At 45.7% G+C, this 25,455-nt stretch carries 25 protein-coding genes, 6 tRNA genes, 1 pseudogene and 2 riboswitches; of the genes and pseudogenes, 12 read left to right on the top strand and 20 right to left on the bottom strand.

Going from position 1 to position 25,455, the window contains the following annotated elements; translation table 11 throughout:
* Nucleotides 1-64: 64 nt before the first annotated feature.
* On the bottom strand, nucleotides 65-460 hold the full coding sequence (locus tag JOE49_RS12285) for a hypothetical protein (protein WP_023987603.1): 396 nt from the start codon (nucleotides 458-460) through the stop codon (nucleotides 65-67).
* 115 nt (nucleotides 461-575) lie between these two features.
* A riboswitch (cyclic di-AMP (ydaO/yuaA leader) is annotated at nucleotides 576-748 on the bottom strand.
* 466 nt (nucleotides 749-1,214) lie between these two features.
* Here JOE49_RS12285 and JOE49_RS12280 point away from each other — a divergent pair.
* Nucleotides 1,215-1,700 carry a glutathione peroxidase gene (locus tag JOE49_RS12280; RefSeq protein ID WP_023987602.1) on the top strand — a complete coding sequence of 162 codons (486 nt, stop codon included), beginning with the start codon at nucleotides 1,215-1,217 and terminating at the stop codon, nucleotides 1,698-1,700.
* Nucleotides 1,701-1,844: 144 nt separating this feature from the next.
* On the opposite strand, the gene JOE49_RS12275 is transcribed toward JOE49_RS12280, so the two are convergent.
* Nucleotides 1,845-1,927, bottom strand: a tRNA-Leu gene (locus JOE49_RS12275).
* 263 nt (nucleotides 1,928-2,190) lie between these two features.
* On the opposite strand from JOE49_RS12275, the gene JOE49_RS12270 reads away from it, so the two are divergent.
* Together JOE49_RS12270 and JOE49_RS12265 are read left to right on the top strand one after the other, a co-directional pair.
* Entirely contained in the window at nucleotides 2,191-2,928 is a 738-nt protein-coding gene (locus JOE49_RS12270) for an urease accessory protein UreF (protein ID WP_028543043.1), read from the top strand.
* A 296-nt stretch (nucleotides 2,929-3,224) separates the two neighbouring features.
* On the top strand, nucleotides 3,225-3,446 hold the full coding sequence (locus JOE49_RS12265; protein WP_023987600.1) for a Rha family transcriptional regulator: 222 nt from the start codon (nucleotides 3,225-3,227) through the stop codon (nucleotides 3,444-3,446).
* A gap of 124 nt (nucleotides 3,447-3,570) precedes the next feature.
* On the opposite strand, the gene JOE49_RS12260 is transcribed toward JOE49_RS12265, so the two are convergent.
* From JOE49_RS12260 to JOE49_RS12235, 6 genes are all read right to left on the bottom strand, one after another.
* Nucleotides 3,571-3,954 (bottom strand): helix-turn-helix domain-containing protein, encoded by a 384-nt coding sequence (locus JOE49_RS12260; protein WP_013309253.1) that lies wholly within the window; start codon nucleotides 3,952-3,954, stop codon nucleotides 3,571-3,573.
* 93 nt (nucleotides 3,955-4,047) lie between these two features.
* Entirely contained in the window at nucleotides 4,048-4,422 is a 375-nt protein-coding gene (locus JOE49_RS12255; RefSeq protein WP_023987599.1) for a helix-turn-helix domain-containing protein, read from the bottom strand.
* Nucleotides 4,423-4,607: 185 nt separating this feature from the next.
* The gene (locus JOE49_RS12250; protein ID WP_053324898.1) at nucleotides 4,608-5,063 is read right to left on the bottom strand and encodes a MarR family winged helix-turn-helix transcriptional regulator; all 456 of its coding nucleotides are present in this window, start codon (nucleotides 5,061-5,063) and stop codon (nucleotides 4,608-4,610) included.
* 163 nt (nucleotides 5,064-5,226) lie between these two features.
* Nucleotides 5,227-5,309 (bottom strand) — tRNA-Leu (locus tag JOE49_RS12245).
* 15 nt (nucleotides 5,310-5,324) lie between these two features.
* Nucleotides 5,325-5,400, bottom strand: a tRNA-Lys gene (locus tag JOE49_RS12240).
* A gap of 86 nt (nucleotides 5,401-5,486) precedes the next feature.
* Nucleotides 5,487-5,558 (bottom strand) — tRNA-Glu (locus tag JOE49_RS12235).
* A 244-nt stretch (nucleotides 5,559-5,802) separates the two neighbouring features.
* Between JOE49_RS12235 and JOE49_RS12230 the strand changes: the two genes are divergently transcribed.
* The gene (locus JOE49_RS12230) at nucleotides 5,803-6,564 is read left to right on the top strand and encodes a DeoR/GlpR family DNA-binding transcription regulator (RefSeq protein WP_068939853.1); all 762 of its coding nucleotides are present in this window, start codon (nucleotides 5,803-5,805) and stop codon (nucleotides 6,562-6,564) included.
* A 69-nt stretch (nucleotides 6,565-6,633) separates the two neighbouring features.
* Nucleotides 6,634-7,509, top strand: a complete 876-nt coding sequence (locus tag JOE49_RS12225) for a Cof-type HAD-IIB family hydrolase (protein WP_209941326.1) — start codon at nucleotides 6,634-6,636, stop codon at nucleotides 7,507-7,509.
* A 178-nt stretch (nucleotides 7,510-7,687) separates the two neighbouring features.
* Here JOE49_RS12225 and JOE49_RS12220 read toward each other — a convergent pair.
* From JOE49_RS12220 to JOE49_RS12210, 3 genes are all read right to left on the bottom strand, one after another.
* Nucleotides 7,688-7,776 (bottom strand) — tRNA-Ser (locus JOE49_RS12220).
* Nucleotide 7,777: 1 nt separating this feature from the next.
* Nucleotides 7,778-7,853: transfer RNA gene (locus tag JOE49_RS12215), tRNA-Asn, on the bottom strand.
* Nucleotides 7,854-7,897: 44 nt separating this feature from the next.
* Nucleotides 7,898-8,422, bottom strand: a complete 525-nt coding sequence (locus JOE49_RS12210) for a SprT family protein (protein WP_209941324.1) — start codon at nucleotides 8,420-8,422, stop codon at nucleotides 7,898-7,900.
* Nucleotides 8,423-8,566: 144 nt separating this feature from the next.
* On the opposite strand from JOE49_RS12210, the gene cmpA reads away from it, so the two are divergent.
* Nucleotides 8,567-8,701 (top strand): cortex morphogenetic protein CmpA, encoded by a 135-nt coding sequence (cmpA, locus tag JOE49_RS12205; RefSeq protein WP_007429337.1) that lies wholly within the window; start codon nucleotides 8,567-8,569, stop codon nucleotides 8,699-8,701.
* Nucleotides 8,702-8,805: 104 nt separating this feature from the next.
* On the opposite strand, the gene JOE49_RS12200 is transcribed toward cmpA, so the two are convergent.
* The 6 genes and pseudogenes from JOE49_RS12200 to JOE49_RS12175 all read right to left on the bottom strand — a co-directional run bounded on the left by JOE49_RS12200 (nucleotide 8,806) and on the right by JOE49_RS12175 (nucleotide 15,538).
* Nucleotides 8,806-11,028 (bottom strand): Tex family protein, encoded by a 2,223-nt coding sequence (locus JOE49_RS12200; protein WP_209941321.1) that lies wholly within the window; start codon nucleotides 11,026-11,028, stop codon nucleotides 8,806-8,808.
* Between the two features lie 179 nt (nucleotides 11,029-11,207).
* Complete coding sequence (locus tag JOE49_RS12195) at nucleotides 11,208-11,558, bottom strand: type II toxin-antitoxin system PemK/MazF family toxin (protein ID WP_007429335.1); 351 nt, start codon at nucleotides 11,556-11,558, stop codon at nucleotides 11,208-11,210.
* A gap of 6 nt (nucleotides 11,559-11,564) precedes the next feature.
* Nucleotides 11,565-11,846 (bottom strand): CopG family ribbon-helix-helix protein, encoded by a 282-nt coding sequence (locus tag JOE49_RS12190; RefSeq protein WP_007429334.1) that lies wholly within the window; start codon nucleotides 11,844-11,846, stop codon nucleotides 11,565-11,567.
* A 293-nt stretch (nucleotides 11,847-12,139) separates the two neighbouring features.
* On the bottom strand, nucleotides 12,140-13,336 hold the full coding sequence (gene alr / locus JOE49_RS12185; protein ID WP_028543050.1) for an alanine racemase: 1,197 nt from the start codon (nucleotides 13,334-13,336) through the stop codon (nucleotides 12,140-12,142).
* A gap of 258 nt (nucleotides 13,337-13,594) precedes the next feature.
* The gene (locus JOE49_RS12180) at nucleotides 13,595-14,872 is read right to left on the bottom strand and encodes an outer membrane lipoprotein-sorting protein (RefSeq protein ID WP_028543051.1); all 1,278 of its coding nucleotides are present in this window, start codon (nucleotides 14,870-14,872) and stop codon (nucleotides 13,595-13,597) included.
* Between the two features lie 110 nt (nucleotides 14,873-14,982).
* Nucleotides 14,983-15,538, bottom strand: a pseudogene (locus JOE49_RS12175) (LysE family translocator).
* A 307-nt stretch (nucleotides 15,539-15,845) separates the two neighbouring features.
* On the opposite strand from JOE49_RS12175, the gene JOE49_RS12170 reads away from it, so the two are divergent.
* Nucleotides 15,846-16,838: an ABC transporter substrate-binding protein gene (locus tag JOE49_RS12170; RefSeq protein WP_209941319.1), complete on the top strand. Its 993-nt coding sequence runs from the start codon at nucleotides 15,846-15,848 to the stop codon at nucleotides 16,836-16,838.
* Between the two features lie 109 nt (nucleotides 16,839-16,947).
* Entirely contained in the window at nucleotides 16,948-18,678 is a 1,731-nt protein-coding gene (locus tag JOE49_RS12165; RefSeq protein ID WP_076158231.1) for an ABC transporter substrate-binding protein, read from the top strand.
* Between the two features lie 24 nt (nucleotides 18,679-18,702).
* On the opposite strand, the gene JOE49_RS12160 is transcribed toward JOE49_RS12165, so the two are convergent.
* The 3 genes from JOE49_RS12160 to JOE49_RS12150 form a co-directional block, all read right to left on the bottom strand.
* The gene (locus tag JOE49_RS12160) at nucleotides 18,703-20,334 is read right to left on the bottom strand and encodes a formate--tetrahydrofolate ligase (RefSeq protein ID WP_209941317.1); all 1,632 of its coding nucleotides are present in this window, start codon (nucleotides 20,332-20,334) and stop codon (nucleotides 18,703-18,705) included.
* Nucleotides 20,335-20,546: 212 nt separating this feature from the next.
* Entirely contained in the window at nucleotides 20,547-20,855 is a 309-nt protein-coding gene (locus JOE49_RS12155) for a hypothetical protein (protein WP_013309242.1), read from the bottom strand.
* Nucleotides 20,856-20,955: 100 nt separating this feature from the next.
* Nucleotides 20,956-21,459, bottom strand: coding sequence for a DUF6933 domain-containing protein (locus tag JOE49_RS12150; RefSeq protein WP_028543055.1), 504 nt, complete (start codon nucleotides 21,457-21,459; stop codon nucleotides 20,956-20,958).
* 268 nt (nucleotides 21,460-21,727) lie between these two features.
* On the opposite strand from JOE49_RS12150, the gene JOE49_RS12145 reads away from it, so the two are divergent.
* From JOE49_RS12145 to JOE49_RS12130, 4 genes are all read left to right on the top strand, one after another.
* Nucleotides 21,728-22,435: a response regulator transcription factor gene (locus JOE49_RS12145; protein WP_023987588.1), complete on the top strand. Its 708-nt coding sequence runs from the start codon at nucleotides 21,728-21,730 to the stop codon at nucleotides 22,433-22,435.
* Between the two features lies 1 nt (nucleotide 22,436).
* Nucleotides 22,437-23,381 (top strand): sensor histidine kinase, encoded by a 945-nt coding sequence (locus tag JOE49_RS12140; RefSeq protein WP_023987587.1) that lies wholly within the window; start codon nucleotides 22,437-22,439, stop codon nucleotides 23,379-23,381.
* A 108-nt stretch (nucleotides 23,382-23,489) separates the two neighbouring features.
* Nucleotides 23,490-24,413, top strand: a complete 924-nt coding sequence (locus JOE49_RS12135; protein ID WP_209941315.1) for an ABC transporter ATP-binding protein — start codon at nucleotides 23,490-23,492, stop codon at nucleotides 24,411-24,413.
* The gene (locus JOE49_RS12130) at nucleotides 24,406-25,101 is read left to right on the top strand and encodes a hypothetical protein (protein WP_023987585.1); all 696 of its coding nucleotides are present in this window, start codon (nucleotides 24,406-24,408) and stop codon (nucleotides 25,099-25,101) included. The genes JOE49_RS12135 and JOE49_RS12130 overlap by 8 nt, the downstream gene beginning before the upstream one ends.
* A 121-nt stretch (nucleotides 25,102-25,222) precedes the next feature.
* Nucleotides 25,223-25,367, top strand: a riboswitch (FMN riboswitch).
* Nucleotides 25,368-25,455: the final 88 nt, after the last annotated feature.

Genomic DNA, 25,455 nt, shown 5'->3' with positions numbered 1-25,455 from the left:
ATCGGTCCTCAGATCGCCATTCTTATTTGATCATAAAATCATAAAACAACTATGTTATAAGTGCTTATCCGTTCAGCAGAAAACCCACCTCTCCGTTCAATGTGTAGATCACATGATCCGCTCCCAATCCCCGATAAATTCCTTGTGGATTACAGCCGTGCGTAATAACATAGATCGATTCCGATGTTAGCGGCCGACATATTTGCAGGAAACGGCACGTCAGATTCAAGCTGTTCTCGAACAAATACACACTACCAATTTCTTTTTTTGGAAAATTCCATTTTCCCGCTTGCATGGTATTGATGCGGACAATGTGCTCCACACCCATTTTTTTGAGCTGTCGTTCCTCCTGGGCGCTATTCGTGAGAACTGCAAACGCCAATTTTTTGAAAATAAGCAATTTCACAAAACTTCTGCCCGCTTCATTCGGTGCAGTGACAATAATTAACCGACCTTCCATCAGTAGCTCCTCTCCCGGTATAAAAAGACAACAAAAAGAAGCCGAAGGAAAAAGGCTTTCCTCCGGCTTCTTACATATCCATGATAAAATAAACCATGGCTGCACACGGCGGTTTGTTGCCTCTCCCTGTACGCTTACGAGGTTAGCTGTCGGATTCGGACGTGAGAGTCGCCCTATTTCTGGCACTTGACCTGAAAATTCACCCCATGAGACACACGGCTTCCGAAGCCGTACAATCTCGATTGGTTCCCCCGCTTTTGCAACTGCAAAATTCAGCGCTATAGACATTTCGTTGTTGCTTCATTCAAGTTAATTTGAAATTACGTCTTGAATCATACACCCGCGCATGGAAGACTGTAAAGCTCAACTGCGGGGTTATAAATCGGCCTTTAGAGCCTAGGATATTAATAATAGCGCTTACAATGCAACTATGCTTCTCACAGCTCCTTCAATCTCTGTTTTTCATCCCTTTTCGAAAATGATAAGCATGTCAATATTGGCGTAGGGTAGAGCGTTTTTGGCCTTTTTTTGTAAAAAGAGAAGAAAATACGCTATATGTACCAGCTAAACACCGATTGAACCCGCTTTTATAAGAAGAAACACCTTAATTCGCTCCATTTGCGGTGCGATTTACTGTTTTGAACAAAATACGATTTTACAGCGGCTAAAGGCTTGATACAGCTTTTCCAGACTTGCAACCTTGCTTTTAATTGCTTACAATTTAATTGCTGAATATTGAATAAGGAGAGATACTATGACCGTTTATGAATATGATGCGCACACCCTGCAAGGGAAACAAATTCCGTTATCCACATATGAAGGGAACGTTCTGCTTATCGTGAACACTGCCAGCAAATGTGGGTTAACCCCCCAATACAAAGCGCTACAAGAGCTATATGACCAGTACCATGAACAGGGGCTCGAAATTTTGGGATTTCCCAGCAACCAATTTGCCAAACAAGAGCCAGGTTCCAGCGAGGAGATTTCCGAGTTTTGCCAGATCAATTATGGTGTTACCTTTCCGATGTTCGCCAAGACAGATGTCAATGGCGATCAAGCGCACCCCTTATTTCGTTACCTGACCCAAACTGCTCCGGGGGTATTAGGGTCCAAAGCGATCAAATGGAATTTTACTAAATTCTTAATTACACGAGAAGGTAACGTATTTAAGCGCTATGCACCGCAAACCACTCCAGATAAGCTGGCGGGAGATATAGAGAAGCTTTTGCAGCAAAACTGACATCCTTCTTTATCAGTTAATAAACGACCTATTGTCTACCGTTGCTTCTGTGGCTAAAGGATATAACGAAAAATGCTTAACAAAAAAAGCATCCCTTCACGTAAACCGTGTCAGGATGCTTTTTTAACTGAGTCTTGCATATAATGCGGTCGAGAGGACTCGAACCTCCACGGGCGTACGCCCACTACCCCCTCAAGATAGCGTGTCTGCCATTCCACCACGACCGCAAATCATAATGTAATGAGGCAACAGATTTATTATACTCTCTCATCAACTATTTGTAAACAAAAATATAATAATTATTTTATACGTTATTTTAACTAACATATATGAGCGATAAGAATATTTAATTTGACACAAAAGCTATTTAAATGTAAATATATATTACATATATTTCGAATTTTTTTCGTTATCCCCAAGTAAAAAGTAAAATAACATAACATAAGGATTCACTTCGAGGAGGCGAACCACCTTGCATAAAGGCAACCGCTTGCTGAACTATGCATTATTGTTGGACCCTTCCCTACCTGTTGGTGGCTTCACCCGTTTTAACGGACTGGAGAAACTATCGCGTAACGGACATTTGAACAGTCTACAAGACCTGGAACATTACATGCTGGATGATTTGTATCCTCAATTTACAACCGTTGACGGCATGGCTATCAAAAGTCTGTATGTCGCCATCCAGCAGAATGACAGTTGGCGGATCGCCCTCATTGATAAGATGCTGCATACCCAACGTCCCTCCTGGCAGCATGTGAAGGAGTTTCGTCTATCCGGTCAGCGTCTGCTCAAGCTCGCTAAGGCTCTTTATCCTTGGCTTGAATTTGACCAGTTGGAATCCATACTCATTCAATACAATGCGATTGGCACACTCGCTACCGTTCACACCTGGATTAACTTCCTCCTCGGAAACGATGTAGAACAGACCGTTCACGGCTATCTTAGCGCAGCGGTGTCCTTCTGTGTGGAAGATGCCTTCAAGCTACTCAATCCTCCTTATGAGGAAAAGAACCCTCTTATGGAGCGTATGACAAGCGAGCTCCTCTCTGCCTGGAAGAAGCTTAACCAACCTGAGCCAACTGCATCTCAGCGTCGCTTTCTTCACAGACATTGGTCCAGCTCCTACATCACTCTACCTCTTTATATGAGCCATAATAACCAATTGGATGAACCTAGACTGTTTTCCTCCTCAGGTCTATTCAAACGCCTTCCAGCATCTCCCTGATGCGTAGCTTCGCCAATGTGGTCACAACACGAAAAACACTCTGTCCCTTTCCTCAGGTGGCAGAGTGTTTTTTATCCACATATAATCGCAATTCACACCATTAGCAGACTCTAGACGGATTATCAGAACCACCTAGCACTTAATTAAGTAATTAATTCAACGAAAAGACGCATTTACGATTGTAAAAACACGTATAAAAGTGTATCATAGTGTCAGATGGTTAATTCTAACATGTTTACTGATGATTATTATAACACACCAATTATTCCGCAAGAATCCGTAAGGGGCGATTTCTCTTGAATAACAAAATGCCTGTCACCTCCTTCGGGTGGGCCATCAAACAACGGCTTGTCGAACTTCGACTGGATCAGAAAACATTTTGTGAGACACACAATATTCCGCCCTCACGCTTGTCCAATCTGATTCACGGCACCCGCAAAGCACAAAGGTACAGAAAACAAGTTTCTGCAATTCTGAACATCGACGATAACGATTATAAGGAGGCACCGCCACTCTAAACCCAACAAGCATTCCAGTTACATATAGGTCATTCCATATCACCAAGAAACCAAATAAACCCGTAAAACGAACCCCTCCAGGTCGTTTACGGGTTTTCAACCCAGACGATCTTTAGCCAAAAAATTATTCCGGCTTTGTTTTATCCTTCTCACTTTTTTGCTTACGATATTTCGCAAATTCAACATATTCTAAAATAAAATTCTGTTCTTCCGTCTCAAGATCTTCTGCCTGGCAATTCAGTGGCCCCATCACTCCAAAAAAATAAGCAGCCTTCTGCTCCTGAAGTACGCCTTCCCCTGGCTTAATCCCTTTCATTAACCAATCAAGCGATACATTAAAAAAGTCCGAAATCTGAATCAAATGGGTGGTACCCGGCGTTGTTTTACCTCTTCTCCAATCACCGAGATTCCCTGAACTGATTTTAAGTTTTTCGCAAAATGCCTTCTTGGTCATTCCGCGATCCTTAATCAAAGCTTCAATCCGCTGATAAATAGTTTGATCTCCCAAAATGTTTCCCCTCCGACACAGTAACTTTTTCTGAAATAATTTTCATTTTTCAGCCTTACTCATTAGTAATCCTCATCAAATCCTAAGCAACCATTACCCCATAGTAGAATTGCGCTGGTTTTTCTCTTTACGAAAGCGGGTAAATTCAATATACTCAAGTATAAAATTTCTTTCCGCCTCACTTAGCGGTTCCTCCTGGCAATTCAGTTGCCCTGAAGCGTCAAAAAAATAAGGGTCTTGCGACTCCTTCAGCACCTCACCCTGTACATCTCGACCCAGCATAATCCAATCCAGACTGGCATCAAAAAACGAAGCAATTTCAATGAGTTTATTCGTGCCCGGCGTCGTTTTTCCTCTTTTCCAATCCCCGAAGTTCCCTGTACTAATGCCTAACTGCTGGCAGAACGCCTTTTTCGTCATTCCCCGTTCCTTGATGAGTTCCTCAATGCGATGGTAAATAGATTGCATAGAAGTTCCTTCCTCCCTAGCAGGCTCTCAAATAACGATATCATGTTCTCTGTTCCCATTTCAAAGATCATGTATGCTAAAATTACCGAATTATGTATGTTGGTTTCCATTATACCACAACACGCAACAAAAACCGCCTGTTTTCCGAAGAAAGGGCGGTCTTTAAGCCAGTTCACTTACGCCAATCACGTAGCAGCGTTGTCGATTTTAAGTAAGATATGCTTCAATTCATTCAAAGTTTCACTCAGATGCAATAAATCTTCTTCTGGCAGATACACCAGTCTTTCTTGAATTTTATTGGAGAAGGTATGAAATACCTGTTCACAAAAAGCATCGCCTTCCTGTGTAATCGCCACATTCACGACTCTGCGATCCGAATCACACGACTGGCGGTCAGCCAACCCATGCTCCACCAGTTTGTCCAGAAGAGGAGTCATGTTCGGACGTGAGACATTGAGCTGTTTGGATAAATCAGATACCGTAGACAAGCGCACCTCACGCAGAAGCAGTAATACCTGAAAGTTATTAGGCGACAAGTGTAATGGTAAATCGAGCGGACCGTAGGTGAAAAATTTCTTCTTCACAATCGGAAACAAGCCCAAAATATTTTCTGATATATTTCCTAACAGTTGAGTGTCCATATTTTTCACCGTCACTTCATAAGTTTATACTTATCATTCTATAACATTATGGCACTATATTATACTATGGAATCATTATTTCATCATAATCATTACTTTATTACATCACTACACAAATAAAAAAAGCCTCTACCGCGAGAGACTTTTCCGTTTATTCCATTGATGCGGTCGAGAGGACTCGAACCTCCACGAGCGTACGCTCACTACCCCCTCAAGATAGCGTGTCTGCCATTCCACCACGACCGCATAACAAAATATAAATGGTGAGCCATGAAGGACTCGAACCTTCGACACCCTGATTAAAAGTCAGGTGCTCTACCAACTGAGCTAATGGCTCATGCTGTTCATCCAAGCTGTCCGCCATTAGACCAGACCTCAGGAATTTCCCTTAAGCATGCAACATGTAGTCTATAAAGACAACAATGACCCGTAGGGGATTCGAACCCCTGTTACCTCCGTGAAAGGGAGGTGTCTTAACCCCTTGACCAACGGGCCTTATTATTATGCGCCAACTTGGCGACAAGAAAGAGTATATCAAATAGAATAACGAATGGCAATACTTATTTCTAAAATTTTTAAAAAAGCAGTTTTTATAAGCACAAAATTCGCATTTACTTACAATACCTTATCTAAAATCACTAAAATCCTGAAAACAGCGATAAATGATTGCAATATCACTTGTATTTACTTATAATCACTTACGAGATACCGAAATAATTATATATCAGAGGAGCTTTTTATGTATCAGGAAGAACGAATGTTAAAAATCGTTGATTACTTACAGCTTCATAAGCGTATTTCGGTGGATGATATTTGTGAATTTTTTAATGTTTCACGAGATACGGCCCGTCGAGACCTCGTAAAACTTGAAGAGCATCAAAAAATTATTCGCACCCGCGGCGGCGCTCTTCTCCCTACACTTCATCACGATCCAATTGGAAATTATAATGAAAGACTACTTACTGTATCCGAGGAGAAACAAGTGATCGGACAGCTGGCTGCCAGCATGGTACGAGATAAGGATCGTATTATATTGGATTCCTCTACTACTGTACAGGCGTGTGCAGAAAGACTGAATGTGCAGGAATGTTCGGTCATCACCAATTCAATCAATCAGGCTGACGTGCTATCTGGAAAAGACGGTGTCTCCATTCATCTGCTGGGAGGCCGCCTGCAAAAAGAACACCGATATGTATATGGCTCCTCCGTGATCGCCACTTTGTCTCACTATTTTGTAGACAAAGCCTTTATCGGGATTGGTGGTATATCTGCCCACGGACTAAGCCTGATTCATGAAGAAGACGGTATGTTGAAGCATCAGATGATGAAACAGGCAGATCAGGTGATCGTCCTTGCAGACCATTCGAAATTCGGAATCAATTTTCCATATCGTTTTGCCGATCTGTCTGAAGTTAATATCGTGATCACCGACAGATTGCCAGAACCAGCGATGCTGGAAATTTTGCAACATTATGATGTGGAAGTTGTTGTACCCTCATAAAATACGAAACCGATTAGCTAGAGCTCAAGATTTATCACAGAGATATCGAAAGACAGGAGCTGGGGAGAAATGAAACTGTTTGCGATTGATATGGATGGAACACTGCTGAACGAGGAAGGAAAAATAAGCAAAGTGAACGCGGAGGCTATACGCCAAGCACAGCAGCAAGGCGTTCAGGTGACAATTGCCACTGGTAGAGCCGCTTATGACGCCTGGACAAAGCTAGAGGAAGCAGAGCTTGTAACTCCCGTCATTGGAGCAAACGGCGCAACCGTACACGATGTGCATCGTCGTCAGTTAACCTCTACTCCTATGGGCCGCAGTGAAACGTTTGAAGTGCTGAGCTGGCTGCATGACAACGACTTTTACTATGAGGTCATGACAGACCGCGCTATTTATTCTCCACAAAACGGACACCAGCTGCTTGCTGTTGAAATGGACCGCTTGCTGAGCTCCAACCCGGATATTTCGCTGGATACTTTATTACATGCAGCTGAAAAACAATATGAACAGACCGGACATACCCGCATCGCTTCATATGAGGACATTCCACTGGATGTAGAGATTTATAACGTGCTCTGTTTCTCCTTTGATCAAGCCAAATTGGATCGGGGCCGTGAGCGTTACCGAGGTTTTCAGGGCCTGAACATGGTCATCTCTTCAGACCGTAACTTTGAAGTCGAGCATAGGGATGCGTCTAAAGGTAATGCATTGCGTTATCTGGCGAATCATCTGAGCATTCCCATGCAGGAAGCCGTAGCGATTGGGGACAGCTACAACGATATTTCCATGCTGACGATGGCAGGAACAGGCATTGCCATGGGCAATGCAAAAGACGACATCAAGGCCGTCTGCTCCGAAGTGACTCTGACTAATGCAGAAGATGGCGTCGCTCATGCTCTGTTGAACATACTCAAGACAGTCGAGGCTGACAGCGTGAAATAGAAGTTATTGGCTGCGTACAAGACAGGCTAACGTCGCTTCATGCTGTACGCAGCACGTCCGCCTCTCCATTTAAACGATTTCAGTCCACCGTTATTCTCAAAGCAGATATAGATGAAAAGGACGCTCGCAAGCATCATTACAATGCATACGAGCGTCCTTTTTCTGCTTAAAATACCAACGGAGAGAGAGGGATTCGAACCCTCGCACCGCTTTCGCAGCCTAACCCCTTAGCAGAGGGTCCCCTTATAGCCACTTGGGTACCTCTCCATGGCTCCCCGAACAGGACTCGAACCTGTGACAACTCGATTAACAGTCGAGTGCTCTACCAACTGAGCTATCAGGGAACATTACTGTAAATTATCTTACAGTATGGTTAATTTACCATGATTCAGGGGGTGCCGTCAAGTGCCAACAGGCGAAGCTTACCTCCACACTTCCCACAGCGATACCGCTGAGGATTCATCTTACGCTTGCGCATATACTCCTGTTTACAGGAAACACATACTAGCTTGTAACGATAAGGCTGAGACTTACGTTCCGTTCTTCCTGGCAGAGTCTGACAATGCCTGCTCCCTCCTACACGGGCAAGCCATGCTTTGAAGTCAGCATCTCGATGCTGATAGCCCATCCCTCGCAAATGTAAATGATAATGGCACAGCTCATGCTTAATAATTTTCTCCACCTCAGAACGTCCGTAAGCTGCGAGTTGATGTGGATTAATTTCAATATGATGACTTTTCATAAAATACCTACCGCCTGTGGAAGACAGGCGCGCATTAAAGGTGGCTTGATGTCGAAACGGCACGCCGAAGCTCTCCAGCGAAATGCGCTCTACCCATTCTTGAAGCTCTTCATTACTCATAGAACGGTTCATAGAATGGTTCATTGAATTGCTCAGGGACTTAGACTCCATCCTTCCGGTCTCTCCTCCTTTGCTCCTTACTGACAAGCATATTATAAAATAACGGCCGAAGTCTAACCCCCAATTCATAAGCACACTTTAGGTACCCACCCCATATGCTAAACATACAGAAGTAACGCAGAGGAGGAGATCGGCTTGCCTCAATGGCTCAGCAACCAGCTCATGCGGGCCTTTTACAAAAAGGACCGGCGCCAAATTAAACTGTTGAACGATTGTTGGTTTTTTTATCATAAAGCACCTGGCGTGGAGTTCGATGCCAACAACGGGTAGAAGCTAAGGCATCCAAAAATGAAAGCCGGAATCTCCGATGCAGTTCGGAGATTCCGGCTTTTGTTATACCTTCACAAGAAGGTTGTACAGCTTTATTTAAAGTATTATGCCTGCGATTGCGCCTCTGCAGGAGGTTTCATCGTCAGACCAACCCTGCCTTTTTTCAAATCAACATTTAACACCCACACCGTCACGTTATCACCGACAGATACGACATCCATCGGATGCTTTACGAAGCCACTGCGCAGCTGTGAAATATGAACCAACCCGTCACTTTTAATACCGATATCGACAAATGCGCCGAAATCAATGACATTGCGGACGGTTCCCTGAAGCTCCATACCTGGTGAGAGATCCTCGATCTTCAGCACATCCTTGCGGAATACAGGCAACGGCAGCTCGTCACGCGGGTCACGGCCCGGACGCTGGAGACTGTCCAGAATATCCTTCAGTGTTGGCACGCCGACTTCAAGCTTTGCAGCCAATTCGTCAATGTTGGACACGCTCAGTGCTTCCATTGCAGTCTTAGTACCCAGATCGTGGGCGCTGATGTCCAGTTCCGCTAACAGGCGGTCTACGACAGCATACGATTCAGGGTGAATCGGTGTACGGTCCAGTGGATTTTCTCCACCCGGTATACGGATAAAGCCTACAGATTGCTCGTAGGTTTTTGCACCAAGGCGCGGCACCTTCTGCAACTGACGACGGCTGCTGAATTTACCGTTTTCCTCACGGTACTTAACGATGTTTTTGGCAATCGTCGCATTGATCCCCGCTACATAGGATAACAGCGCAGAGGAAGCCGTGTTCACATCCACACCGACATGGTTAACGGCTGATTCGACAACATCCTTTAAGCTTTCATCCAGATGTTTCTGCGACACATCATGCTGGTATTGGCCTACACCAATAGCCTTCGGCTCAATCTTGACCAGCTCAGCCAGCGGGTCCTGCACACGACGTGCGATGGAAGCCGCACTGCGCTCAGCCACGTCCAAATCGGGAAATTCCTCCTGTGCCAGCTTGGAGGCAGAGTATACGCTCGCGCCCGCCTCATTGACGATCAGATACGCTAGACTGCTGTCACCAATGTCCGCAATGACTTCCGCTACAAATTGCTCTGTCTCGCGCGAAGCGGTTCCGTTACCAATGACAATCAATTCGATACCATATTGGGCAATTAGCTGCTTGAACTTTTCAGCAGCCTCGCGCTTCTTGTTATTCGGCGGTGTCGGATACGTCACAGCCACTTCGAGCAGCTTGCCGGTGTCATCGACAACCGCCAGCTTACAGCCTGTCCGATAGGCCGGATCGACACCGAGCACACGTCGGCCCTTGATCGGAGCCTGTAGCAACAGGCTGCGCAAGTTGCCTGCAAAGATGGAGATGGCCTGCTGCTCGCCCTTCTCCGTCATTTCAGCGCGTACTTCACGCTCGATAGATGGCGCGATAAGTCTTTTATACGCATCCTCAATGACACTGCGCAGCAGATCTTGCACGACAGACGATCCTTTAATCACTTGGCCAGCCACGTAATTGTAAATGGAATCTGGCGCCACCTCCAGACCAACCTTAAGAATGCCTTCCCGCTCCCCGCGATTAATTGCCAGAATACGGTGAGGTGGCATTTTCTTAGCGAGCTCACGATAGCTGTAGTAGTTTTCATACACGGATTCTTGCTCCGCGTCCTTCGCTTCGGAGGTCAACATACCATGGTCCAGCGTATATCGGCGTACCCATTGGCGAATAGCCGCATCATCCGCTATATTTTCAGCTAAAATGTCCAAGGCTCCTTGGATGGCCGCCTCGGCGCTGTCCACTCCCAGTTCCACATTAACATAAGACTCGGCTTCTTTCAGAGCATCGCCCTGTTTCGGCTGGCTCCAGATCCAGATGGACAGCGGCTCCAGTCCCCGTTCCTTCGCTACACTGGCGCGGGTTTTGCGTTTTTGCCGATACGGACGATACAGATCCTCCACTTCCTGAAGTTTAACCGCAGAGGTGATAGCAGTCTGCAGGTCTTCCGTCAGCTTGCCCTGCTCATCAATAATGCGGATGACCTCTACCTTACGATCCTCCAGATTACGCAAATACACCACACGATCTTCAATTTCACGCAGCTGATTTTCATCCAGCTCTCCTGTCATTTCCTTACGATAACGCGCGATAAAAGGAATTGTATTCCCTTCATCCAACAAACTGATCGTTGTCCGGATTTGCTTGAGTGCCAGCGACAGCTCTCTCGCCACTTGTTTGACAATCCGCTCTTGGCGTTCTGCTTCGTTCGGCTCCTGCCGGATTTCCGTCTTCGTTTCCTCGTTAGACAAACCTATCCCTTCTTCCTCACAGCTCTTGTCGTACACCATGTCTTTCATTATCACAAAAAAAGATTCAAAGCGCCAGCAGGTGACGTTAAAGCAAGCCCTACCTGCATTTTTCATTGGACACGCAAAAGGGCAGCGCCCAAGCGCTGCCCTTTTCCCGTTTCACTCGTCGTTCCATCACGCTAAAAATCAATCAAACCGAGACTGATTTGTAGCGAATCGCTCACTTTGCGCATGGTTTCTTCATCTAAATGGGTGATTTTGTCGGTAAGCCTTTGCTTGTCGATCGTCCGAATTTGCTCCAGAAGAACAACAGAATCACGATCAAAGCCATGCGTCGCCGCGTCGATTTCCACGTGTGTAGGCAGCTTTGCCTTCTGAATCTGAGCGGTGATAGCTGCTACGATCACAGTAGGACTAAACCGGTTGCCGATATCATTTTGAATGATCAGCACAGGTCTGACGCCACCTTGCTCGGAACCGACTACGGGTGAAAGGTCTGCAAAAAAAACGTCGCCGCGCTTTACGATCAATATGGATTACACCCCGCTAACTGTACGGCCCAAGGTGCTGTTTGCATCTTCCTCCGCGTGAAAGGCTTCGGATGCCATGGTTAAGTTGATTTTAGCCATTTCCATGTATCCACGCTGCATAGCTTCACGAATGTAACGTTTTTTACGTTCGCCTACATACAGCTTCATGGCCTGCCTGATAAATTCACTGCGGTTGGAATTTTCCATAGCTACGATCCCGTCCACTTCCTGCAAGAGATGATCTGGCAAACTGATCATTATTCTTTTGGTGTTCTGCAAATTGGCCAACTTCTCTTCCACCCCCAAAACCTTGTCGCCATTGTACCATTATAACGTTATTCCCGGTAATTTATTCAAACGGAATACAAGAGAATGTATATGATATTCGTATATCATCTATGCTGCATTCCATTATAAACTACGCAGTTCGTTTTCGTACAGGCGTTTGATCCCCGAAATACAAGTGTCAGCGGAGCCTGATGCGTCTTTTGACAGTTATAGCGCTCTTTTCTTTCCTTTGTACATATTTCGGGACGTTCTGCGAAAACTCCTGCTTTTATTCGGTAATTTGCGTTATGAAATTAATTCCAGCGGGTTGGAAGAAGCGAGTTCACTCGAACAACAGGAACATGACCTCGTGTGTATACACGCGGTACCCTATCTGCGATCATGCAGATCACCTCATAGTGGATCGTACCAAGCTTGGATGCCAACTCATCCGCCGCGATAGTTTCGCCGGACTGCTGGCCGATGAGAACAACCTCTTCGCCGGTTTGGATTTCTTCCGCATCTTCTGCGAAAGATTGTAAGGATACCATACACTGGTCCATGCAAATCGTACCGAGTACCGGGACGCGGCGACCGCGTATCAACACTTCGATCTTCCCACTCAGCATGCGGGAGTATCCATCCGCATAGCCGATTGGCAGTGTACCGATCCGTTCTTCACTGGAGGTTACATACCGGGTGCCATAACTAACTCCCCAGCCGGGAGGAAGCGTTTTGGTGTAAACCACCGCCGTCTTCAATGACAATACAGGCAGCAGCTCAATGGCTTGCCGATTAACCTCATCAGACGGATACAGACCGTATATACTGATACCAATCCGCACCATATTGGGGGAAAGAGAAGGGGTATCAATGGTGGCGGCGCTATTGCCCGTATGTATAATGGGAATGGTAATACCTTGTTCCCTTAGCGCTTCCGCCACGCCCCGAAACCGATCATATTGTAGCAGTGTATAGCTTTTGTCTTCTTCATCCGCGCGGGCAAAATGGGTGTACATGCCTTCCAGCAGCACCTGCTCTAATTCGTGAGCCTGCCGGACAAAAGCCATAGCCTCTTCTCCAGGCAGCAAACCCAGTCTTCCCATGCCACTGTCTATTTTGATGTGCACCTTCAGCTTGCGTTCGTTTCCTTGGCGGTCCAGTCTGCGGATACCCTCCAGCACTTCTTCACTGAACACAGTCAATGAGATATCATGCTCCCAAGCCGTTTGTACAGCTTCCGGTGAGGTGTAACCAAGTACTAGAATTGGTAGCTGAACCCCCGCATGACGAAGCTCCAACGCTTCATCCAGAAAAGCGACGCTCAAATAATCCGCACCAAGGCGTTCCAATTCCTTTGAAATTTCCACGGCACCGTGTCCGTAGGCATTAGCCTTGACACAGACCAGTATCAGCTTATCCGCTGGCAATGCCTTGCGAAAAGCTTCATAGTTGGCGCCAAGGTGATCCAGGTTGATTTCGGCCCGGGTCGATCTGTATTGTGCTTGCAAATCCAGTCACCTTCTTCAATTGTTAGCCTGTAACATAACCTTTTACCATTCGGAGTGTGGCAAAGTTCTTGCTTCCAAAGGTTAATGGTAATGTTCAAAAACGTGGCTGTCAATGGCAGGAGACGTTTGCCTGCATCCTCTACAATGAACACGACATACAAGCGGTGCACATCCTAGACCGCGAATGAACAAAAGACGGATACGGGCGGCAGCAGAGCATTTTTACACTCTAGACCGTCTGCATCCGTCTATAAAGTTTTATTTACCCGATTGATCCTGTATAGAAGCGGCAATTTGTATCATTTCGCTCACAGGCAGGTCAGCACTGGTGATTCTGAACTCGATTCCGTCATTCATCCAGGTCATCGTCTGCTGTTCGCCTCCGGTCAGAACGGCAAAGCTTCCTCCAATATCAACCAGTTCGCCTGCGGCTAGTGCGACTGCCCGATCTTTGGGACGCGCCTCTACAATGGTATAGTTATACGTTCCACTATACCGCAGCATCACCGCATGTGTACCATTATCCTCCAGCTCCGGCGTATCCTTGATCTGTACTCCGGCTGGCGTGTAGGACGGTTCGATTAAGCCGAACTCACCCATCACAGCTTCTGCCGCATCTGTTCCCGCTGACGTTCCGTTTGCGGCATCCGATGTGCCCGGGGTTTGTTGCTGCGCATCTGCGTTGGCTGCTGCGTCCGGTTTGGACGTATCATTTGTGGCAGTACCGTCCACCTTCGCTTCCCCTGACGGCTGCTGGACTGCATCCCCTGCTGTTCCTTGCTCTTGTCCGGGTTCGCCAGACGTCACGCCAGTCGTCCCATCTATCGCACCGGAAGGATCAAGCTGACCGCTGGGCTCCACTGCTCCGGAAGATGGCGCCCCTTCGCTACCCGTACTCGTCTTACCTGAAGCCATGTTCCGCTCCATATCAAAAGAGTCCTTGTCAAACTTCGTATCAAAAGCAAATTGATCGAATTTCAGATCAACAACTACCTTGGCATTCGCATCAGACACCTGTACCTGAGTCGGTGCATAGTCATTTTTGGACAGCCATATCTTTTGTCTCACCAGCGCATGGCTGTTGTAATTCGCTGCCACATCAAACACATAGGATTTATCGTCGGTAGCCAACTGACGGGAGGCATCGCCGATAATGCTGCGAACCAACGTTTCATATAAATATACTTGACCCTGATTGTTTGGCCAGTCGCTTTTGAAACGGAAGCTTTTGTTCAGGCTGGGTGTCAGTACAAATACACCCTCATCATTACGAAGCACAATTTGCGTAACATCCTTTTTCTCGTTCGTCATGGCAATTCGGTAATAGGACGGCTTGCGGTAGGAAATATCAACCTTGTATTCCTGCGGCGTGTCGCCGGTATGCAGCGTCATCAAAGCTGTACCGTGGTAGCTGTTCAGGTCGCTCACCACGTCACTCAAATCTTTAACCACATCGTCCGCGCTCTTCTTGCCGCACCCGGCCAGTAGCAGCGTTACACACATGACCATGGCAAGCATCCATGAAATCCGGCGCATGTCATCAACCCCTTCAGCACATGTTTTAAATGAATTAGTACATGTCTATGAAGGACTTGTTCGATTTATGCAGACTGGCATGACAAGCTTGAACGTATCCTTGTGTAATGCTATAAAATCTTTTGGAGAGTGATTATAAATTCATACAGAAAATACAATGAAAAACCGATCAAAACCACGCCTGCACTGATCGTAACCCACTTGATGGCGGTTCGATTCATCGCTTTTCGTGTTGTCGCAACAAGGGCCATCAAGCCTAAATCATGGATAAGAATACCAAACAAAATACCTAAGCCAACAATCAAGAATTGACTTGTATTTGACCGATCAAATGAGCTTGCCAGCACAGTTCCAACTCACCCAAAACACTAAATTTCCTGGTGAAACAGCTACAAGCAGCCCATTTTTATAGGAAGAAAATAATGATTTCGTCTTTTTCTCTCCTTCTAGCGCAATATCATGATCCGCATTTTTAATGCTGTCGTACCCCACGTAGCACAAAAAAAGGGCTCCAACGAACCACATAATCACTTGTACAACAGGTAATGACAAGACTGAGGCCAGACCAAAATATAAACCAATGATTAATAACAAATCGACGGTCATCCCCCCAAGGCCCACAATCCATCCATGCATGAATCCATTCTTTAGCCCTTGCTTCGTCATTTCAACCGTAATTGTACCTACAGGTAGTGCTATAGAGAAACCTAGTAAAACATATGTATAAACAATGCCATTTCAAAACCCCTTTCAAATGTATAAAAATGATATTCTATACCTTAAAAAATGGCAAATCAATAAAATTTGAAAAACCTGAAATGAGCTAAGAACACATGAGAATTATTTTGTACAAAATCGGATTCATTGACCAAGTTTGTCCATTGAGTATTGAGGGTCCAGCGCTTATCATTGCTTTTGTGATAATAATTCTCATTTACAAAATTCTGAATCATTCTATTATACGGAGGTTGCTATGGTCAACAAGAACTCGACAATCAACAAAAATTCTACTCGACAATACACTGCTCTGATCTGCCTTTTCTTTCTTATGGGGGCATTGCTGCTGGGATGCGGCGCATCTGACAATCAGACTGCAAGCAGCAACACAACAGCATCTACAAAAACATCGGAAGCTGCCACAACTCGTGACTACACAGACTATAAGGGACATACAGTGAACATTCCCACGACTCCTGTGCGCATTGCTTACTTCGGAGAAAACTATGGGGATCTATTGGTTTTAGACGTAAAAGCTATAGGTACATCGACTTCTATGATTGAAGGCAAGGTTTATGAGAAGCAGGTTCAGAACGTGGCCGATCTGGGGTTCCCGATTAATTTGGAAAAAACCTTGGAACTACAGCCTGACCTAATCATTACCGCCGATACAGATGAAAAACAATACGCAGCGTTAACAAAAATTGCACCTACAATTATGTTCGATACCTTTGCCCCGTTAAACGAACGTTTGCTGCATCTCGGAGACATTGTGAATAAGAAAAAGGCTGCTGAAGATTGGCTTGCCCAATATAAAATAAAGGAAGCGGAGATGTGGACCAAGCTTCACGCAGAGGGTGTTAAGGCGGGGGAAACTGCTTCAGTGTTTACCTACTATCCTGGTGACCGTTTATTCGCAATGGGACGGACAGGACTGTCACAAATACTGTATGAAAAGAATGGTTTCAAGCCTACTCCTCTTATTCAGAAAGCACTGGATGAGGACAAAGGATTTGTACAAATATCTCAGGAAGTGATCGGACAATACGCTGGAGATCGGATTTTCATACTAAGAACACCAAGTTCAGAAGCCCAACAATCCACCGAACAGTTAATGAAAAGCAAGCTGTGGCTCCAGCTTCCTGCTGTCAAACAGGGACGTGTGTACACTCAGGATATTGGCAAAACTGAAAGTGATGCTTCCACTCGAGAATGGCTGCTGGAGGAATTGCCCAAGCTCATCAAATAAAAATTGGAGAAGCTTATCGACACTTGTTGATAGGCTTCTTTTTTGTTGAACCTAAAGGAGGTATACTTATACATACATGATAACCATTCTCAATAAAAGGAGCAATACCGTGAACCAGTCTCCGTCGTCCGTATATCCTCCCCCATTCAGCTCACTGCTTTTTCATTTTAAAGAAATTGCGTTGGTTGGTGAGCCTACCGATGAATTATTATCACGTCCCAATTCATATCACTGTCTTCTTATATTCATCGGTGGGACAGGTATGGTGGACATTGGCCCAGAGCAGTATCTATCCCATACAGGTCATGGGTATTGGCTAGCTCCAGGTGAATCCTATCAAATCGCTCCCCTGAATGGAACTGTACCCGAATACTACAAAATCACGTTTGAGGTCATCGCTTTGCCATCAGAACTACAAGCGGACATGGCCTTGGCTGAACACGCAGCACGTATGCCATCCCTATATCATGAACCTGTCCTGCCGGGACCGCGCGAATACATTGCCTCCTCTTCTTCCTCCAAACTTATTCAGTTGACTGAAGAGTTATTTCATAGTACCCAACAAACGGTACAGCCGCATAACCAAACATCTGTATTACGGCAGCAAATCATGTTTCAAGAGTTGCTCTTGCTGTGGCAGGAAGACCACACCCATATTGATCAAAATAATACCTCTAATCCGGCATTGCCAGCATCGGTGGAAGGTACCCTTTCATATATGGAAAACCACTATGAAAAGCCCATTACCGTCAAGCAGCTCGCTAAACAAGCGAACGTTTCCATATGGCAATACTCCCAATTGTTTCGTACAATTACAGGCAAAAAGCCGCTGCATTACCTCACTGAGCTGCGCTTGAACCATGCCAAGCGGCTGCTGCTGGAATGCAAACGGCCTTTACGTGAAATTGCCCGTCAGGTTGGTTTCTCTGACGAATATTATTTTAATCGACGGTTTAGGCAAATGACCGGGATTCCCCCTGGCAAGTACGCACTTTCTGTCTCCGGTTCTGTGCGCGTCAAGGATTGGACGGGTCACCATATTCACATTCCGCGCCGAGCAAGCCGCATCATCTATCATGGAGAAACGATGGGCGATCTATTGGCATTAGGGACCAAAGCCATCGGCGGAAGTCTGCGACTCAGTGAATACAGCGTCTATAAACATCGTCTTGTGAATGTCGCCGATGTGGGCCTTCCACTGGATATTCGCTTGACCAGCGCTCTTGATCCCGATCTAATTATCATCGCCAATTCGGATGAACAGGAATATGAGCGCATTGCCAGTATCGCTCCCACCGTCACCTTCAACTCCTTCGCCACGCTGGAGGAACGGATGCGTACACTTGGCGCCTGGCTCGGTAAGGAGCGGGAGGCCGAACGCTGGTTGTCTACCTTTACAGCCCGCAATCTGGCAATGTGGCAGCAGCTCGGTACGCAAATCACAGCCGGAGAAACGGCCTCCGTCTTCATCTTCGATCATGGTGATCGGCTCTTTGTCATGGGGATGTCCGGATTCTCGTCGGCCCTCTACCACCCACAGGGCTTTCAGCCCGTTGAGCCGATCCAAAAGGTGCTCGACGCGGAACAAGGCTTCGCAGAAATAGATCCGAACGAATTGCCTGATTACGCCGGGGACCGCATTTTTATGCTTGTCCCAACAGCTCCAGAATCCAAACGTACGCTGGAACGTATGATCAGCAGCCCTCTCTGGCGCAGTCTTCCTGCTGTACGTCAAGGTCGGGTATATTTCGTAGAAGCTGACCGCTGGAACTGGAGCGATGCCATGACCCGGCAAAAATTGCTTACTGCACTGCCCAAACTGCTCGGCACTTCATCTTAAGAAGTTGCCATTTTTCTAAAGATACTACATTAGACCTTGAATGCTCCCATCTGCCTCCAGCGACATATGCTCAGCTGCTGGGGATTTGGGCAAACCTGGCATCGTCATAGTATTGCCTGTTTCCACGACCACAAAGCCTGCCCCTGCGGACAAAGAAACGCGGGACACGTGAATGGTAAAGCCCTCCGGTGCACCTAGCAGAGAAGGTTGATCTGAGAAAGAATACGGCGTTTTGGCCATGCATACAGGCAGTTGTCCAAAACCAAGCTGCTCCATACCGGCCAACGCCCGTTTGGCCGCAGGAGTGTAAGCTACCTCTGCCGCACCGTAAAGTTCCTTCGCAATGACACTAATTTTCGCTTGCAAATCAAGTGTATGCTCATACAATGGTGCAAAATGGGCTTTGTCCTCCTGGAGCAGGTTGAGCAGGCTTTGGGCTAGCTTTTCTCCCCCTTGGCTTCCCTGTGCCCACACCTGTGACAGCTCTGCGGGTACACCCAGCTTGCGGCATTCCGAGAATATTAGTTCCAGCTCGGCCTCGCTATCTGTTACAAAATGGTTGACCGCTACCAGTACTGGCACGCCAAACTTTTGCAAATTCCGTACATGCCGGTTCATGTTGGCTAATCCAAGTTGCAATTGCTCCAGATTTTCTGCGTCCAGCTCATTTTTAGCTACACCGCCGTTATATTTCAGCGCTTTGGCGGTTACGACCAACAGAGCCGCATCTGGCTGCAAACCGGATTGACGGCACTTGATGTCAAAAAACTTTTCTGCCCCCAGCTCAGCCCCGAATCCAGCCTCCGTGACGACCACCTCTCCCAGCTTCAGGGCTAGCTTCGTACCGATCAAACTACTGCATCCATGCGCAATATTCGCAAAAGGTCCGCCATGCACAATAACTGGAGTTCCCTCCAACGTTTGCACCAGATTGGGTTTCAATGCTTCCCGAAGCAGCACAGCCATACCTTCCACCGCATGTAGTTCCTCAGCTGTTACCGTTTCGCCATCTTCGTTATAACCAATCACCATCCGACCCAATCGCACTTTAAGATCGTCCATATCTTCACTTAAACATAATACCGCCATCACTTCTGAAGCCGAGGTAATCAGAAAGCCACTTTCTCTCACCGCTCCATTACCTGACCCCAATCCGGTCACAATATTTCGTAAACTCCGGTCGTTCATATCGACAGCGCGTTTCCACACGATCCGCTCCGGTTTCAACCGCAAAGCATTTCCATGAAACAAATGATTATCGATCATCGCTGCCAGCAAATTATGCGCAGCTGAAATCGCGTGAATATCACCTGTAAAATGCAGGTTAATGTCTTCTGCCGGAACAATCTGGGCTTGTCCTCCCCCGGTTGCTCCTCCTTTCATGCCGAAGCAAGGGCCAAGGGACGGCTCACGCAACGCAGCAACGGTTTTATGCCCCAGCGCATTCAGCGCCTGTGACAGCCCGATGGTTGTCAGCGTTTTTCCTTCTCCCGCCGGTGTGGGATTCATCGCCGTAACCAGCACCAGCTTTCCATTCGGGCGATCCTTTAACTGCTCCCACAGGGACGGGTTCAGCTTCGCTTTATATTTTCCATACGTCTCCAAATGTTCTTCTTCAATTCCTGCTTCTTTGGCTATATCAATAATCCTCTTCATCTTTCGTTATGTACCCCCCGTTTTATAAGTCTGACTGATGGTGCCAAACCCTGTATCGTTTTATTTTACCAAAGTGTGCCGCTTATTGCGCTATGATTCATTTCATCGCAAGCGTTGCTATCATGTGAGTTATAAAAAAAGAGCATTCCCCGCCCGCATGGACTTTGGTGGATGCTCTTTTGATACGTCTCGTTTAACAAGCAGCTCTCAAATTAACCTGCAAAGTTAGCAGCGTAATTTTCAGCAATAAATCCCTTGGAAATCAGGATAGCTTGGGATTTCTTAGTAGCAGGACCATAGCCTTGGGACAGCAGATCATTAATATGTAAGCGGTTATAAATGAAGCAAAATACAAAGTTGGACGCCCCACTCGTAAGGATCGATACCAGAAAAATAATAACTGCCCACTTCCAATCCCCTCTAAACAACGCAGGGAAAAAACCGAAAAAGAGCGTAGTCCATGAAAAACCTACTTTGCGTTCCTTGATCATTCCAGTTTTATTTCTTAATTTAATCTTCATTTACCCCTTACCTCTCTTTATATAGTCTTTTAGAACTATATTAGATTATATAGGACAGAGGGAATAAATGGAACTTAATTTCGGTAAAATCATAAATTTCTCAAATACTCTCTAGTTTATAATGCTTTTCTAGCATTTCTTTAAAAACATCAACAGGGTACTTGTATTCAACAGTTTTGAAAACAATCCGGTTATTCCACTGGTTTTTTTCCAGCTCGCACCCATGCTCCATATCCAGTTCCTTCATGATAAAAATAATCTCATCCAAGGTTCCCATTACACTATGACTATTCGTCGTCGTAGCCAGCATCTGCTCGCCTTCCTGTGTGTATGCCTTTACAATCTGTTCATCAAAGCATTCACTGATCATTAATTCCTTCAAAGCTTGCACAAAAAGAACTGGCAGGTTGTTGTACTGCGATTTTTTGATCCCAAAAAGCGTGATGCTTAAGCGGGATATATCATGCATAAACACTATATTTTTTCTTCGATTAAGTAAAAACAAGCTGGCATGCCAACTATTCAAAGGCGGATAAATATCAACTTGAAGTGGTTCAGTCTCCCATTCCTTCAGCAGTTTTTGTGTTCCTCGTATAACAAACATCGTTGCTCTCCTTTATTGACGGTCCTGTACCGCAGCGTGATTCGACATACCTAATCTCTCACATGAGGCATGTCCCGGATATTATAACACCGTATTCCAAACATCCGATTATAAACTCTTTCAGTATAATATAGGGGAATGATATATTACCAGACACATTAATTTTCCCTTTGGATATTTTTTATGGAAATCCCCTCCACTGCTCTATATAATTCAGGTACAGTTCGTCACGCGAGCTTAATCTAAAAATTAGGGGTGTTCCACACCTATGTCACAACATATTTTACTTATTGAAGACGATCTATCCATCGCCGAAATGCTACTCAAAGCACTCACTAAGGAAGGATACAGTCTAACCACTGCCTATGACGGGGAAGAGGGGCTTCTTGCCTTTGAACGTCATACCTATGATCTGGTACTGGTGGATTTGATGATGCCGAAGGTGGACGGTATGGAGGTGATCCGCCGAATCCGTACCCACAGCGCCGTACCTATTCTGATTATGTCAGCCAAGGACAGCGATGTGGATAAAGCGCTTGGACTGGGCTTTGGGGCAGACGATTATGTTGCCAAACCTTTTTCAATGCTGGAAATGACCGCTCGTATTCAGTCCGCGATCCGCAGATCTACTACATATGCCCGTCAGCAACAGCAGGAGGAACAGCCGCAAGCACAAGTTTTGACCTACGGCAGTCTGCGCATTGATTTTGATCATTTTACAGTCATACGCAATGAAAATGAAATTCAGCTAACAGCCAAAGAGTCCGATATTTTGAAGCTGTTTGTAGCCAATCCGAATCGAGTATTTACAAAAGCACAATTATACGGATTTATTTGGAAAGACGATTATATGGGCGACGAGAACGTGATTAACGTCCATATTCGCCGCCTGCGCGAGAAAATCGAAGAAGATCCCTCTCATCCTGTCCACATTAAAACGCTATGGGGCATTGGCTACAAATGGGAGAATGGTTGATATGAACATCGAAAACATTTCTCAATGGATTATCGTCCTCATCATGTCAATCGTTATAGTATGGCTTTGGCGGGAGCGTGTGGCCTATAAGCGCAAAATAAAGGATATCCGAACCCTACTAGAGCGGATCGTGACGGTGAATCATGCGGAAAAACTGCTATATGTCACAGGTGACGTTGAACTGCAACGACTCATGACGGAAATTAACCGACTACTGGACTTGAATCTCAGAGTGTCTGCAGATTACAACCGTAGCCAAATCGCTATGCGCAAAATGATTTCGAACATTTCCCACGATCTCAAGACCCCGCTTACGGTTGTGCTTGGATATGCCGAGATGCTGGATGGCGATCCGACTATTTTGCCAGAAGAACGTATAAAGCTGCTATCCAAAATTCATCAAAAGACAAGCGAAGCGATTGAGCTGATCGGCAGCTTTTTTAGCTTGGCGAAGCTGGAGGCTAATGATACGGATATTCCGTTGACTCGACTGGAAGTGGGAGAACTGTGCAGACGCAGCATTTTGGAGTTTTATGACCTGCTGACCGCACAGGGATTTACTGTGCATATTGAGATCCCGGAGCACCCCATTCATGCCTTGGGGAACGAAGGAGCGATTGCGCGGGTGCTGAACAATCTGATCTCGAATGCCATTCGCTACGGGGCAGATGGACGGACGCTAGGTCTGGCTCTATCGGAACAGCAGGATACGGTGCGTATAGAGGTATGGGATCGTGGCAAAGGCATACAGGAATCTGAGCAAGATAAAGTTTTTGAACGCATGTACACACTGGAGGACTCCCGCAATAAGGCGGTACAAGGCAGCGGACTGGGCCTTACGATTGCCAAACGCCTGGTTGAAGCGATGAACGGAGAAATTCAATTAACTAGTAGACCATATGAGCGGACGGTCTTCTCTTTTACATTGAAGAAAATCAACTATTAGTCGAACTAAACATGCTTAACTTAATAAATTTGTAAGAATCACGAAAGAAAAATGAACATTTCGCCCTTTATCCTTGAATTATCAGCAGTATACGAAGGGAGAACACCCATGACTTACGTAATACGTACACATCAGTTGACAAAGGCCCTGAAGGGCAACGAACTTGTAGCGGGAGTCAGTATGAATGTGCGCAAGGGAGAAACCTATGGCTTTCTCGGTCCTAACGGGGCAGGCAAGACGACGATGATGAAAATGATTACGAATTTACTCAAGCCGACATCGGGTGAAATTGAATTATTCGGTGAGAAATTAACGCCAAAATCGTATCATCTGCTCGGACGGATGGGTTCGATTATTGAATACCCGATTTTTTATGACAGGCTGACGGCACAGCAAAATCTCGAACTTCATTGTGAATATATGGGCTACTATAATAAGCAGGCTGTTCGGGATGCCCTGGAATTAGTGAATTTGCGAAATGTAGATGACAAGCCGGTAAAGGATTTTTCGCTAGGAATGAAACAACGTCTCGGGATTGCGCGCGCTATTGCGACTAAGCCAGAGTTACTCATTTTGGATGAACCCATTAATGGTCTGGACCCAGTGGGAATCAAGGAAATCCGCCAACTATTCCACATGCTATGCAAGGAATATGGGATGACCCTGCTCGTGTCCAGTCATATTTTAGCGGAAATAGAGCAGATTGCGGATACGGTAGGCGTGATTAATCACGGACGACTGATTGAGGAAGTATCGATGGAGCAGGTGCGGGAAACCAATACGGAATACATCGAATTTACGACCAACGATTGTAAGAAGGCGGCCTACGTCCTCTCCCATCATTTGAGCCTGAATAATATAAAGGTGATAAATGAACAGAGTATACGTATTTACGATACAAATGTACCGCAGAAACAAATTACGAAGACGCTCATCTTAAATGATATAGAGGTGGATTCCATTCATCAGAAAAGCAGCACGCTGGAAGACTACTTTTTTCGCCTGTTAAACGGAGGTGATCTCCATGCTTAAATTGATGCAGTTGGAGCTGAAAAAATTTCATCTGACGGGTTATATCCGTTCAGCACTGATCGCCAATGCATGCATTCTTGGGCTGCTCTGTGTTATTGCGCTGGAAAGTCAAAGCGAAGGAATACCTGAATTCACACAGTACACTCAACTATTGGATCTAATAGACAATTTTGTAAGAGCTACATTTATTGTGTTTGCTTCCGTTCTCCTATGCCGCTTTATCGTCGGGGAATTTAAGTCCAAATCGATTACGATCTTGTTCATGTATCCGATTCATCGTCAAAAGCTGATGATCGCCAAACTCTTAGTCGTATTACTGTTCACGTTCTTGTCCATTATTATTTCGGAAATAATCATTACGGCTGCTATTCATCTGCTCAACCAGTTTGTTTTGATTGTACCGGATAACCTTACTCTTTCGATACTGGGTCAACAATCAGCACGGACGTTAATCAATGCCGTTGCTGCCAGCTTTATGGGATTGGTTCCGCTGTATATGGGGATGCGAAGATACTCTGTACCCACCACCATTGTGACCTCAATCCTGATTGTAGCATTGCTTTTCTCCAATAATAACGGCGCTACCCTTAGCTCCATTGCCCCCGTGCAAATCGGCTTCTCTATACTGGGAATGCTTGTGGCTTATGCGGCGATTCGAGGTATTGAGTATAAGGATATTACCTCGTAATATGTAATTTCGTAGAGCGCTTTCAAAAAACAGATGAAAATCATTGTTCGATATACACACATTTTTCACTGGACTTCATTCTAAAACAGGTATATCCTATAGGAGAAATTAAAAACGGAATAAGGATCTTCGGGGTAGGGTGAGATTCCCAACCGGCGGTATGGCTCATGGAGCTAAGCCCGCGACTCTGTATCTGGCAACAGGATACGGACTGATTTGGTGAGATGCCAAAGCCGACGGTAAAGTCCGGATGGAAGAAGATCGAAATATCAACATGCCGCGAAGTGGATGAATACTGCGTTATTGGTTTTGCAGTAACTTCATTTAACTTGCGTAAAGCGGCAAGTTTATTTG

Origin of the sequence: Paenibacillus sp. PvR133, assembly GCF_017833155.1 — a bacterium.
GTDB lineage: Bacteria > Bacillota > Bacilli > Paenibacillales > Paenibacillaceae > Paenibacillus > Paenibacillus polymyxa_B.
Note: the sequence above shows the minus strand (reverse complement) of the source record. Positions and strands in the feature narration are given on the sequence as shown.

Bases quoted from the DNA above. Each gene is read 5' to 3' on its own strand.
- JOE49_RS12135 (WP_209941315.1), top strand. From the start codon at position 23,490: ATGACTTACGTAATACGTACACATCAGTTGACAAAGGCCCTGAAGGGC.
- JOE49_RS12130 (WP_023987585.1), top strand. From the start codon at position 24,406: ATGCTTAAATTGATGCAGTTGGAGCTGAAAAAATTTCATCTGACGGGT.
- JOE49_RS12155 (WP_013309242.1), bottom strand. From the start codon at position 20,855: ATGAAGATTAAATTAAGAAATAAAACTGGAATGATCAAGGAACGCAAA.
- JOE49_RS12140 (WP_023987587.1), top strand. From the start codon at position 22,437: ATGAACATCGAAAACATTTCTCAATGGATTATCGTCCTCATCATGTCA.
- JOE49_RS12210 (WP_209941324.1), bottom strand. From the start codon at position 8,422: ATGGAGTCTAAGTCCCTGAGCAATTCAATGAACCATTCTATGAACCGT.
- JOE49_RS12230 (WP_068939853.1), top strand. From the start codon at position 5,803: ATGTATCAGGAAGAACGAATGTTAAAAATCGTTGATTACTTACAGCTT.
- JOE49_RS12170 (WP_209941319.1), top strand. From the start codon at position 15,846: ATGGTCAACAAGAACTCGACAATCAACAAAAATTCTACTCGACAATAC.
- JOE49_RS12285 (WP_023987603.1), bottom strand. From the start codon at position 460: ATGGAAGGTCGGTTAATTATTGTCACTGCACCGAATGAAGCGGGCAGA.
- JOE49_RS12280 (WP_023987602.1), top strand. From the start codon at position 1,215: ATGACCGTTTATGAATATGATGCGCACACCCTGCAAGGGAAACAAATT.
- JOE49_RS12250 (WP_053324898.1), bottom strand. From the start codon at position 5,063: ATGGACACTCAACTGTTAGGAAATATATCAGAAAATATTTTGGGCTTG.
- JOE49_RS12255 (WP_023987599.1), bottom strand. From the start codon at position 4,422: ATGCAATCTATTTACCATCGCATTGAGGAACTCATCAAGGAACGGGGA.
- JOE49_RS12160 (WP_209941317.1), bottom strand. From the start codon at position 20,334: ATGAAGAGGATTATTGATATAGCCAAAGAAGCAGGAATTGAAGAAGAA.
- JOE49_RS12145 (WP_023987588.1), top strand. From the start codon at position 21,728: ATGTCACAACATATTTTACTTATTGAAGACGATCTATCCATCGCCGAA.
- JOE49_RS12150 (WP_028543055.1), bottom strand. From the start codon at position 21,459: ATGTTTGTTATACGAGGAACACAAAAACTGCTGAAGGAATGGGAGACT.
- JOE49_RS12180 (WP_028543051.1), bottom strand. From the start codon at position 14,872: ATGCGCCGGATTTCATGGATGCTTGCCATGGTCATGTGTGTAACGCTG.
- JOE49_RS12225 (WP_209941326.1), top strand. From the start codon at position 6,634: ATGAAACTGTTTGCGATTGATATGGATGGAACACTGCTGAACGAGGAA.